The organism is Aeromonas sp. CA23, from assembly GCF_002587065.1.
Taxonomy (GTDB): Bacteria; Pseudomonadota; Gammaproteobacteria; order Enterobacterales; family Aeromonadaceae; genus Aeromonas; species Aeromonas bestiarum.
In genome coordinates this window covers 258,348-270,000 of record NZ_CP023818.1, presented here as the reverse complement: position 1 = coordinate 270,000, position 11,653 = coordinate 258,348, and the positions used below count along the sequence as shown (strand labels likewise).

Annotated in this window: 8 protein-coding genes, 1 tRNA gene and 2 rRNA genes (1 of these 11 running past the window's edge); 6 read left to right on the top strand and 5 right to left on the bottom strand. The window is 61.6% G+C overall.

All coding sequences use genetic code 11. The features are described from left to right. The 4 genes from CK910_RS01220 to CK910_RS01205 form a co-directional block, all read left to right on the top strand. Nucleotides 1-2,541, top strand: a 23S ribosomal RNA gene (locus CK910_RS01220); it begins 349 nt to the left of the window's first position. 124 nt (nucleotides 2,542-2,665) lie between these two features. Continuing rightward, nucleotides 2,666-2,780: ribosomal RNA gene (rrf, locus tag CK910_RS01215) — 5S ribosomal RNA — on the top strand. A gap of 97 nt (nucleotides 2,781-2,877) precedes the next feature. Next, a tRNA-Asp gene (locus CK910_RS01210) sits at nucleotides 2,878-2,954 on the top strand. Between the two features lie 337 nt (nucleotides 2,955-3,291). Next, nucleotides 3,292-3,792, top strand: a complete 501-nt coding sequence (locus tag CK910_RS01205; RefSeq protein ID WP_098980731.1) for an NUDIX hydrolase — start codon at nucleotides 3,292-3,294, stop codon at nucleotides 3,790-3,792. Between the two features lie 54 nt (nucleotides 3,793-3,846). Here CK910_RS01205 and CK910_RS01200 read toward each other — a convergent pair whose 3' ends face one another. Continuing rightward, nucleotides 3,847-5,130, bottom strand: coding sequence for a HAMP domain-containing sensor histidine kinase (locus tag CK910_RS01200; RefSeq protein ID WP_172955196.1), 1,284 nt, complete (start codon nucleotides 5,128-5,130; stop codon nucleotides 3,847-3,849). Then, a complete protein-coding gene (locus CK910_RS01195) occupies nucleotides 5,127-5,807 on the bottom strand; it encodes a response regulator transcription factor (RefSeq protein WP_098980730.1) in 681 nt (226 codons plus the stop codon). The genes CK910_RS01200 and CK910_RS01195 overlap by 4 nt, the downstream gene beginning before the upstream one ends. A 162-nt stretch (nucleotides 5,808-5,969) precedes the next feature. Between CK910_RS01195 and CK910_RS01190 the strand changes: the two genes are divergently transcribed. Together CK910_RS01190 and CK910_RS01185 are read left to right on the top strand one after the other, a co-directional pair. Beyond that, entirely contained in the window at nucleotides 5,970-7,130 is a 1,161-nt protein-coding gene (locus CK910_RS01190; RefSeq protein ID WP_098980729.1) for an efflux RND transporter periplasmic adaptor subunit, read from the top strand. 2 nt (nucleotides 7,131-7,132) lie between these two features. Continuing rightward, on the top strand, nucleotides 7,133-9,079 hold the full coding sequence (locus CK910_RS01185; RefSeq protein ID WP_098980728.1) for a MacB family efflux pump subunit: 1,947 nt from the start codon (nucleotides 7,133-7,135) through the stop codon (nucleotides 9,077-9,079). A 304-nt stretch (nucleotides 9,080-9,383) separates the two neighbouring features. Here CK910_RS01185 and CK910_RS01180 read toward each other — a convergent pair whose 3' ends face one another. Genes CK910_RS01180 through CK910_RS01170 form a run of 3 tightly spaced genes read right to left on the bottom strand, consistent with a single transcriptional unit; the run spans nucleotide 9,384 to nucleotide 11,637 of the window. Further along, nucleotides 9,384-10,220 carry a transporter substrate-binding domain-containing protein gene (locus tag CK910_RS01180; protein ID WP_098980727.1) on the bottom strand — a complete coding sequence of 279 codons (837 nt, stop codon included), beginning with the start codon at nucleotides 10,218-10,220 and terminating at the stop codon, nucleotides 9,384-9,386. After that, complete coding sequence (locus CK910_RS01175) at nucleotides 10,217-10,978, bottom strand: amino acid ABC transporter ATP-binding protein (RefSeq protein WP_098980726.1); 762 nt, start codon at nucleotides 10,976-10,978, stop codon at nucleotides 10,217-10,219. The genes CK910_RS01180 and CK910_RS01175 overlap by 4 nt, the downstream gene beginning before the upstream one ends. Continuing rightward, nucleotides 10,975-11,637, bottom strand: a complete 663-nt coding sequence (locus CK910_RS01170; RefSeq protein ID WP_043142248.1) for an amino acid ABC transporter permease — start codon at nucleotides 11,635-11,637, stop codon at nucleotides 10,975-10,977. Before CK910_RS01170 ends, CK910_RS01175 begins: the two co-directional genes overlap by 4 nt. Nucleotides 11,638-11,653: the final 16 nt, after the last annotated feature.

Below are 11,653 nucleotides of genomic sequence, written 5' to 3'. Positions count from 1 at the left end.
TTGAAGTGAAATCGAGTAGGGCGGGACACGTGACATCCTGTCTGAATATGGGGGGACCATCCTCCAAGGCTAAATACTCCTGACTGACCGATAGTGAACCAGTACCGTGAGGGAAAGGCGAAAAGAACCCCTGTGAGGGGAGTGAAATAGAACCTGAAACCGTGTACGTACAAGCAGTGGGAGCCCTTCGGGGTGACTGCGTACCTTTTGTATAATGGGTCAGCGACTTACATTTTGTAGCGAGGTTAACCGTATAGGGGAGCCGTAGGGAAACCGAGTCTTAACTGGGCGTCTAGTTGCAAGGTGTAGACCCGAAACCGGGTGATCTAGCCATGGGCAGGTTGAAGGTTGAGTAACATCAACTGGAGGACCGAACCCACTAACGTTGCAAAGTTAGGGGATGACCTGTGGCTGGGGGTGAAAGGCCAATCAAACTCGGAGATAGCTGGTTCTCCCCGAAAGCTATTTAGGTAGCGCCTCGGACGAATACTACTGGGGGTAGAGCACTGTTTGGACTAGGGGGTCATCCCGACTTACCAACTCCATGCAAACTCCGAATACCAGTAAGTAATATCCGGGAGACACACGGCGGGTGCTAACGTCCGTCGTGAAGAGGGAAACAACCCAGACCGCCGGCTAAGGTCCCAAAGTTCTGGTTAAGTGGGAAACGATGTGGGAAGGCTCAGACAGCTAGGATGTTGGCTTAGAAGCAGCCATCATTTAAAGAAAGCGTAATAGCTCACTAGTCGAGTCGGCCTGCGCGGAAGATGTAACGGGGCTCAAACCAGGCACCGAAGCCGCGGATTCACACTTATGTGTGAGTGGTAGGGGAGCGTTCTGTAAGTCTGCGAAGGTGTATCGAGAGGTATGCTGGAGATATCAGAAGTGCGAATGCTGACGTAAGTAACGATAAAGGGGGTGAAAAGCCTCCTCGCCGGAAGACCAAGGGTTCCTGTCCAACGTTAATCGGGGCAGGGTGAGTCGACCCCTAAGGTGAGGCCGAAAGGCGTAATCGATGGGAAGCAGGTTAATATTCCTGCACGACTTGTAATTGCGATGGGGGGACGGAGAAGGCTAGGTGGGCCAGGCGACGGTTGTCCTGGTGAAAGTGCGTAGGTGGTGTTTCTAGGCAAATCCGGAGACACAACACTGAGACACGAGACGAAGCCACTACGGTGGTGAAGCCATTGATGCCCTGCTTCCAGGAAAAGCCTCTAAGCTTCAGATTACAAGTCATCGTACCCCAAACCGACACAGGTGGTCGGGTAGAGAATACCAAGGCGCTTGAGAGAACTCGGGTGAAGGAACTAGGCAAAATAGAACCGTAACTTCGGGAGAAGGTTCGCTCTTGACAGTGAAGTCCCTCGCGGATGGAGCAGTTGGGAGTCGCAGTGACCAGATGGCTGGGACTGTTTATCAAAAACACAGCACTCTGCAAACACGAAAGTGGACGTATAGGGTGTGACACCTGCCCGGTGCCGGAAGGTTAATTGATGGGGTTAGCGCAAGCGAAGCTCTTGATCGAAGCCCCGGTAAACGGCGGCCGTAACTATAACGGTCCTAAGGTAGCGAAATTCCTTGTCGGGTAAGTTCCGACCTGCACGAATGGTGTAACCATGGCCATGCTGTCTCCACCCGAGACTCAGTGAAATCGAATTCGCCGTGAAGATGCGGTGTACCCGCGGCTAGACGGAAAGACCCCGTGAACCTTTACTACAGCTTGGCACTGAACATTGAACCTACATGTGTAGGATAGGTGGGAGGCTTTGAAGGCGTGACGCCAGTTGCGCTGGAGCCGTCCTTGAAATACCACCCTTGTATGTTTGATGTTCTAACGCAGGTCCCTGAATCGGGATCGCGGACAGTGCCTGGTGGGTAGTTTGACTGGGGCGGTCTCCTCCCAAAGAGTAACGGAGGAGCACGAAGGTTGGCTAATCCTGGTCGGACATCAGGAGGTTAGTGCAATGGCATAAGCCAGCTTAACTGCGAGACGGACAGGTCGAGCAGGTACGAAAGTAGGTCATAGTGATCCGGTGGTTCTGAATGGAAGGGCCATCGCTCAACGGATAAAAGGTACTCCGGGGATAACAGGCTGATACCGCCCAAGAGTTCATATCGACGGCGGTGTTTGGCACCTCGATGTCGGCTCATCACATCCTGGGGCTGAAGTCGGTCCCAAGGGTATGGCTGTTCGCCATTTAAAGTGGTACGCGAGCTGGGTTCAGAACGTCGTGAGACAGTTCGGTCCCTATCTGCCGTGGGCGTTGGATGATTGAAGGGAGTTGCTCCTAGTACGAGAGGACCGGAGTGAACGAACCTCTGGTGTTCGGGTTGTCACGCCAGTGGCACTGCCCGGTAGCTAAGTTCGGAATCGATAACCGCTGAAAGCATCTAAGCGGGAAGCGAGCCCTGAGATGAGTCATCCCTGACCCCTTGAGGGTCCTAAAGGGCCGTTGGAGACCACAACGTTGATAGGTGGGGTGTGTAAGCGCGGCGACGTGTTGAGCTAACCCATACTAATTACCCGTGAGGCTTAACCATACAACACCCAAGAAGTGTTCTGAGACTTGTAGCAAGTGCGAGACTACTTACCTAATTCAGTGATAGCGACCAGGCAATAGCCAATCAGTCGTTACTCACGTCAGCTTTCTAGATTAAGATTTTGCCTGGCGGCCATAGCGCCGTGGAACCACCTGATCCCATGCCGAACTCAGAAGTGAAACGCGGTAGCGCCGATGGTAGTGTGGCATTCGCCATGCGAGAGTAGGACACTGCCAGGCACCCAATTAAACAGCGCCGTGCACATCACGACGTTGGCCGAGAGGATGACACCTCGTTGAGACGGCAGACAATTTAGCAAAAAGCTAACCAGACAGCGGAGCGGTAGTTCAGTCGGTTAGAATACCGGCCTGTCACGCCGGGGGTCGCGGGTTCGAGTCCCGTCCGCTCCGCCAGTAAATTGAAAGGCCTTCCCGATCGGGAAGGCCTTTTTGCTTTTTGGCATTTGCGAACGGGAATAAGGAAGTGAGGAACACTAGGTAGGGCTGCGACTCGCCACTGGCAACTCGGTCCCGGTCTTTTGTCCCTTGTGCTTGAGCCGGACTCTGTCCGTCTCCCCGTCCGCTCCGCCACCAACAAGAAGCCCAGTCGAAAGACTGGGCTTCTTCTCGTTTTGCATTTCTTCTTGTTTCATCGCCCAGGGGCGCTATGCACTTGGCCCATCAAGCCTTTCCATTTGGCGAGGCCATCGGCATACAATGCCCTCTGGTTTCCAATGGGAGATTTGCCCCTATGTTCTGCCCGCGTTGTGGTGTCAAATCGCTGCAAAAGCGCAGCGAGAAAGAGTTTGCCTGTGGCTGTGGTTTTCATTTTTTCCAGAATGTGGCGTCGGCCGTGATGGTGGCCTTGTGCTGGCAGGATGAAGTGCTGGTTGCGGTGCGAGGGAGAGACCCTGGCAAGGGCTTGCTGGATCTGCCCGGCGGCTTTGTCGATCCCGGTGAGTCGCTGGAGGAGGCACTGGTCAGGGAGCTGAAAGAGGAGCTGGGGCTGGATCTGGGGAGAGAGGCGCCTCGCTATCTCGGCTCCTTTGCCAACGTCTATCCCTATGATGACGTGGTCTATCACACCTGCGATACCGTCTTCCTGCTGGAGCTGGCACACAAACCTGTCGTCGTTGCAGCCGACGATGTGGCCGCCTGCGAGTGGCGCAAGCTGGCTGGGATTTCGCCCACCGAGTTTGCCTTCCGTTCCACGGGCGCAGCCATCGGCCAGCTGCAAAGATTGCGGGGATGAGTTGCCTCACAGCTTGCGAGCGAGGCGACCAGATGGCTGAGCTGGAATAAGGGGCTAGCCCGGCAGATGTAGGGTGACGATCAGGCCGCCCTCTTCACCGTTTCTGGCCTCGACCCGCCCGCCCTGGGCCTGAATCGCCTTGCGGGTGATGGCAAGACCCAGACCATAACCCTTGCCTGCCACGGGGGAACCGATTCTGACGAAGGGATCGAAGATGCTGGAGAGCTTGCTCTCATCCACTCCCATGCCCTGATCCGCCACCTCGATGACAAACTCTGCTCCCTGCCGCTGCAGGGTCAGGGTGATGATCTGCCCCGCCTGGGAGAAGCGCAGGGCGTTGCGCAGCACGTTGTCGAGGGCCCGGCGGATCAGTTCCGCCTGTCCGCAGATGGTGTACTCGACCTCCTCATCCGCCTGCTCCCTTATCTCGACCCCCAGGTGCTGCGCCTCATAGCGGGTGTCGCTCACCACAGCCTCGACCAGCGCCTGCAGATCGTAATACTCCTCGCCGTCCCGCTCGCCATGGCTGGCGCGGGTGAGGGTGAGCAGCTCGCCTATCATCTTGTCCATGCGCTGGGTCTCGAGCTGGATCCGCGCCAGGGATCCCTCGATCCTGGCTGGATCCTGCTGGGCCAGACCTATGGCCAGTTGCAGCCGGGCTAGGGGGGAACGCAGCTCGTGGGAGACGTCGTGCAGCAGTTGTTCACGGCTCTCCACCAGCAGTTGCAGCCGTTCGGCCATGGCATCGAAGTCGCGGGCCGCGTCGCTGATCTCGTCGTGGCGTCGCCGCATCAGAGGGTAGAGGCGAACCTCCAGATCCCCCTGGGCGAGGCGCTCGAACCCCTGCCTGAACCGGTTCATGGGGCGGGTCAGGTGCCAGGCGAGCAGGGCGCTGAAGAAGAGGCCGCCGAGTCCGCCGATCCACCACATGGGGGGCGGCATGTTGAGCCAGTCGCTGCGGGGTTGGGGCGGTGCCAGCTGCCGTTGCAGGCCGGCGGTGTCGTAGTGGAGCCGGTAGTGCTGGCCATCGGCTCCCAACAGGATACGGCCGCTCTGTATTGTGGATTGCTCCGTTTCGACCGGTTCAAGGCGCAGCAATCCTTGCTCCGCTATGGGCCAGCTGGCCTGCAGGGCCGCCACAGCAGTCGGTCCCTGGCGTTGCAGCAGAGCTGCGGCCGAGTCCAGCTGGCGTTCGGCCAGCTGCCTTGCCATCCGCTGTTCCGGTGGCCCCTCGTGGCGATAGAGGCTGAAGGCCACCCACAGCAGCTGGCTCATCATTATGATGGTGAACCAGAAGCCGAACAGTATCTTCCAGAACAGGCGCCCCTTGAGGATCATGCCAGCCGGTATCCTATGCTGCGCACTGTCTCTATGCCGATGGCTTCGCCCGCCAGCGCCTGCAGCTTCTGGCGGATATTGCAGATGTGCACGTCGACGCTGCGATCATAGGGCTCGCGCGGGCGGCCTAGCCCGTGCAGGGAGAGCTCATCCTTGCTGACCACCCGCTCCGGTGAGCGCAGCAGCAGTTCCAGCAGATTGAACTCGGTGGCGGTCAGCTCCAGCGGCGACGCTTGCCAGTGACATTGGCGGGTGGCGGGGGAGAGGGTCAGGCCGGCGAGGCGCAGGCTGTTGTCCTTGCCGGTTTTGGCGGGCGCGGGCTCGACCCGGCGCAGCACGGCCCTCAGCCTGGCCACCAGCTCCCTCGGGTAGCAGGGCTTGGGCACATAGTCATCGGCCCCCATCTCCAGCCCGATCACCCTATCTATGTTGTCCCCCTTGGCGGTGAGCATGATGACGGGGATCTGGCTGGCGTGGCGGATCTGGCGCAGCACCTCGCTGCCATTGAGGTCGGGCAGCATGATGTCGAGCACCACGGCGGCATAGTTGCCGGAGAGGGCGTGTTGCACGCCGCTCTTGCCGGTCAGCACATGGGTGGTGGCAAAGCCTTCGCCGCCCAGGTATTCGCTCAGCATGGTGCCAAGCTCCAGATCATCGTCCACCAGCAGGATCTTCATCACTCTTCTCCATCTCGGGTCGACGCCATTTTCCCGTGTCCGCTGCCCGCTGACAGCTGCTTTTACGCAATCCTTACACTGCCCTGCAAGAGGCTTAACCGGACATTGGAGTAGATTGCACTGGCTTGTTTCATCCCTTTGTTACACCCAAGGATATCCGTGATGGTCCCTGCCCGTCTCCTCGTTGTTCGCCTGCTGCCACCAGCCCTCTTGCTGCTCGCGGCCGGCTGGCTGTTTGCGCCGTCCGATGCGGCGCCGGCAGCGTCCTACATCACAACCCCGGCCGAGCGGCGCGATCTGGAGCAGAGCGTGCTGGCTGACGGCACCCTGCAGGCCCAGCAGCTGGTGAGCGTGGGGGCTCAGGTGTCGGGGCAGATCAAGGCGTTGCACGTGGCGCTCGGGGAACAGGTGAAGCAGGGCGATCTGCTGGTCGAGATCGATGATCTCACCCAGCAGAACGCCCTCAAGGATGCCGAAGCCGCCCTCGACAACGTGCAGGCCCAGCTGGCCTCGCGCCGAGCGACCCTGCGCAACAACCAGCTGGTGTTCGAGCGTCAGCGCAAGGTGCTGGCACGGGGGCTCGGCAGCCAGGCTGACTACGACAGCGCCGAGGCGACCCTGACCGCCACCCGTGCCGACATCCGGGCGCTGACGGCGCAATCCGTGCAGGCCCGCATCGCGGTGGACACGGCCCGGGTCAATCTGGGTTATACCCGCATCGTCTCCCCCATGGCGGGCACCATAGTGGCCATCCCGGTGGAGCAGGGGCAGACGGTGAATGCGGTGCAGAGCACCCCTACCATGGTCAAGGTGGCGCGGCTCGACACCATGACGGTGGAGGCGCAGATCTCGGAGGCGGACGTGATCCGGGTCAGCGCCGGCCTGCCCATCTACTTCACCGTGCTGGGGGCGCCGGAGCAGCGCTACCAGGCGAGGTTGCGCGCCATCGAGCCCGCCCCCGACTCTATCAATGACGACACGACCAGCAGCAGCTCGACCAGCACGGCCGTCTACTACAACGGCCTGTTTGAGGTGGAGAACCCCGAAGGGGCCCTGCGCATCGGCATGACGGCTCAGGTGCACATAGTGCTGGCGACCGAGCGCGACACCCTGGTGATCCCGGCCATCGCCCTGAGCGGTGACAGGGTGCAGGTGGTGGATGGTGCGGGCCAGCCCCAATGGCGGCAGGTGAAGGTGGGCCTCAACAACAAGGTGGATGCCCAGATCCTGAGCGGCCTCGAGGCCGGGGAATCCGTGGTGGTGAGCCAGTCGACGGCCCAGAGTCAGCAGAGCGGGCGCATGGGCCCGCCCATGGGGATGTGAGCATGAGCCAGCCACTGCTGCAACTGAACGGGATCCGCCGCTATTTTGGCGACGGGGATCGGCGAGTCGAGGTGCTCAAGGGGATCGATCTGACCATAACGCGGGGGGAGATGGTGGCCATCGTCGGCGCCTCCGGCTCCGGCAAGTCGACCCTACTCAATATCCTGGGCTGCCTCGATCAGCCGAGCTGCGGTCGCTACCGGGTCGCAGGGCAGGAGACCGGCCAGCTGACGGCGGATGCGCTGGCGGCCCTGCGCCGCGAGCATTTCGGCTTCATCTTCCAGCGCTACCATCTGCTGGGGGATCTCAGTGCCCGCGACAACGTGGCGCTGCCGGCCATTTATGCCGGACTGGCAGGCGATGCGCGAAAGGCCAGGGCCGAGGCCTTGCTGCAGCGGCTCGGGTTGGGTGCCCGTCTCGACTACAAGCCGAGTCAGCTCTCCGGCGGTCAGCAGCAGCGAGTCAGCATAGCCCGCGCCCTCATCAACGGCGGTCAGGTGATACTGGCGGACGAGCCGACCGGCGCCCTCGACAGCCAGAGCGGGGCCGAGGTGCTCGGCATACTGCGGGCCCTGCATGGTCAGGGTCATACCCTGGTGATAGTGACCCATGACATGGGGATCGCCGAGCAGGCCGAACGCATCATAGAGCTCAAAGACGGAGCCGTGGTGGCCGATCGCCGCCAGAGACAGGCGACACCCCTGCCTGTACGGGAGACGGTGCGGACTGGCCGGACGGCCTGGCGGGGCTGGCTGGACAGGTTCACCTCGGCCTTCAGGATGGCTCTGCTGGCCATGCAGGCCCAGCGGATGCGCACCTTCCTCACCATGCTCGGCATCATAATCGGCATCGCCTCCGTGGTTTCCGTGGTGGCGCTGGGGCGCGGCTCCCAGCAACAGGTGCTGGCCAACATCAATGCCATGGGCACCAGCACCCTGGAGATCTTCCCCGGCAGCGGCTTCGGTGATCGGCGGGCCGAGGCGATCCAGACCCTGCGAGCCGAGGATGCCGACGCCCTGACCAGGCTCGACTACGTGCACAGCGTGACCCCCAGCCTGATCACCAGCGTTACCTTGCGCCGGGGCAGTCAGGCGGTTTCAGGCACGGTAAACGGGGTGGGGGAGCAGTTCTTCCAGGTGCGCGGCTATCGGCTGCTGCAGGGCATGTTGTTCGATGCCGCCAGCGTGGCCAGCCTGGCGCAGGAGGTGGTGATAGACGCGAGCAGCCGGGATCGGCTGTTCGCGGCGGGGGAGTCGCCGCTCGGGCAGGTGATCCTGCTGGGCACGCTGCCGTGCCGGGTGATAGGTGTGGTGGCCCGCAATCAGAGCGGGTTTGGCAGCGATGAGAACCTCAACGTCTGGATCCCCCACACCACGGCCATGAAGCGGATGCTGGGCCAGAGCCATCTGCGCAGCATCAGCGTGCGGGTGCGGGATGAGGTGGCGCTGGCCGCCGCCGAGGACGGCCTCACCCGGCTGCTGCGCCAGCGCCACGGCACTCAGGATTTCTTCGTGCTCAATACCGACAGCATCCGCCAGACCATCACCAGCACCAATGCCACCCTGACCCTGCTGATCGCCATGATAGCGCTCATCTCCCTGGTGGTGGGCGGCATAGGGGTGATGAACATCATGCTGGTGTCGGTGACCGAGCGTACCCGCGAGATCGGCGTGCGGATGGCGGTGGGGGCCAGGGCCGGCGACATCATGCAGCAGTTTCTGATCGAGGCCGTGCTGGTCTGCCTGCTGGGCGGGGTGGCCGGGGTGCTGCTCGCCCTGCTGGTTGGCATCTTGTTCGCGCACTTCAGCAGCCAGTTTGCCATGAGCTACTCCCCGGGCGCCGTGCTGGCGGCCTTCCTCTGCTCCAGCCTGATTGGCGTGTTGTTCGGCTTCTTCCCTGCGCGGCGGGCGGCACGGATGGACCCTATCCACGCGCTGGAGCGGGAGTAAGCACACTCTTCGGCGCCTTGGCGCGCCACCCCATTCGCCTGCGGGGGCGGGAGTTCATCCCTCTTCGGCACCCGGGGCGGATTGGCCAGACGGCACCCTGTGCCAGTCCGGCAGCCTGAACAGTGTCATCGACGTGACACAGCCTGCTCTGCGCGGGTTTTCAACCGGGCCCCGTGGCCCGGTTCTTTTTCGCATGCGAAAAAAGGCGCCACCCGAGGGGGACGCCTGAAAGGTCAAACCTTGCGGTTTGCGGACCAACGGAACCAAGACTTCACACTTCACACTCTCAGCACTTCTGGCTGGCTCAGCCCTGCCACTTGCCTCCTTCCACTATCACGTCGTTGGGATCGGTATCGGCGCTCAGTTTCTCACGCACATACTGGTCATAGAGCTTGAGCAGGTATTTCTCTTCCCCCAGCTTGGCGAGACGGTCGTTGACCCAGTCACGCAGCTCGATATTGCCCTTCTTCACCGCCGGTGCGATCGGATCTTCCGAGCCCAGCTTCTGGGGCAGAACGCGATAGCCCGGGTTCTCCTTGGCCCAGCTGAACAGCACCAGGTTGTCCTGGGCGTAGGCATCGCCACGACCCTGGGCCAGCGCCTGCAGGGATTCGGTGTTCTTCTCGAACTTGAGTACCTTCCAGTCCGGGTGGTTGCGGGTCAGCCAGATGTCGGCCGTGGTGCCCGTGGTGACGATCAGGGTCTTGCTGGCCAGATCATCGAGCTTTTTGGCCGGGCTCCCTTCCGGCACCAGCACCTGCACCGCCACTCGCAGGTTCGGGTTGGTGAAGTCCACCACCTGACGCCGCTCCGGGGTTACCGTCATGTTGGCGAGGATCAGATCCACCTTGTCGCTCTGCAGGAAGGGGATGCGGCTGGCGGGCTCGACCGCCACGAATTCGATCTTGTTTTCGTCCCCCAGCAGATCCTTGGCGAAACGGCGGCCGAGATCCGTGTCGAAGCCCACGTAGTTTCCCTTCTCATCCACGTAGCCAAACGGCGGCTTGTCGGTGAAGACGCCGACGATGAGCTTGTCGCGGGCCTTGATCTTGGCGAGGGAACCGTCCGCCGCCTGGGCGGCGCCGCTGGCAAGGCCCAGGCCGATCAGGGCACTGAACAGAACCGAGGTGATTTTTTTCATGCTGACTCCTTTCGTTTGATGACATTTGTATAAGAAAACTTGGCGAGGAACTGGCGTGCACGCTGGCTCCTGGGGTTGTCGAAGAACTGGTGGGGGGCGCCCTGCTCCAGAATGTGGCCGCCATCCATGAAGACGATGCGATCCGCCACCGCCTGGGCAAACGCCAGCTCGTGGGTGACGATGAGCAGGGTCATGCCGCTGCCCGCGAGATCCCGGATCACCTCCAGCACCTCCTGCACCATCTCGGGATCCAGGGCGGCGGTCACCTCGTCAAACAGCATCACCTGCGGGTTCATGCACAGGGCCCGCACGATGGCGATGCGCTGCTGCTGGCCGCCGGAGAGCTGGCGCGGATAGTCGTGACGCCGCTCCCACAGATCGATGCGGGTCAGCAGCTGCTCCGCCTGCAGCAGGGCCTCCTGCCGCTCCCGTTTTTGCACCTGCAGAGGGCCGAGCAGCACGTTCTCCAGCACCGTCAGGTTGGGGAAGAGGTGATAGCTCTGGAACACCATGCCGATGCGCTGGCGTACCCGTTGCCAGTCGGTGGCACCATCCAGCAGCACGCCGTCGAAGCGGATCTCGCCCCCCTGAATGGGCTCGAGCCCGTTGAGGGTGCGCAACAAGGTGCTCTTGCCACAGCCGCTCGGCCCCAGGATGACGATCACCTCCCCGGCGCGCACGCTGAGGCTGACCCGATCCAGTACCCGGTTTTGGCCGAATTGTTTGCTGACAGCATTGAGTTCAAGCAGAGGTGTCATACCGCATTACCCCATTTTTGCTCCAGCCGGCGCGAGGCGAGCGAGAGCGGATAGCAGACCGATAAGAAGAACAGAAACAGCAGGCCGTAGATGAGCACGGAGGCATAGGTGCGCTCTATGATCTGCTGGCCCACCTTGATCACCTCCACCACCCCGATCAGCACCGCCAGCGAGCTGGTCTTGATGATGCGGGTATAGATGTTGATGGTCGGCGGCGTCAGCCGCTGCAACGCCTGGGGCAGCAGCACGTGGCGATAGAGCTGCCAGGTCGAGAGCCCGAGCGCCAGCCCGGCCTCCTGTTGACCACGAGCCAGGGATCCCAGGCCGCCGCGCACCACTTCCCCCACCTCGCTGGCGCCCCAGAGGGCGAGTACCAGCACAGCGCACCAGAAGGCCGGAATATCGAGGCCGAAGAAGATAGGCAGCCCGAAGAAGAAGAGGTAGAGCCAGACCAGCACGGGCACCACCCTAAACAGCTCCAGATAAACCCGCAGCAGCCCCCGCACCAACCGGCCTCCCTGTTGCGCCAGCACGCCGTAAGCGACGCCGCCCAGGGTGGCGAACAGGATGGCGAGCAGCGAAATGGCGAGGGTCTGGCCTGCGCCAATGGCCAGCAGAGGCAGCGCTTGCGTCAACAACTCAGTAACCGAACCGGCCATATTGAACCCTCCTTTC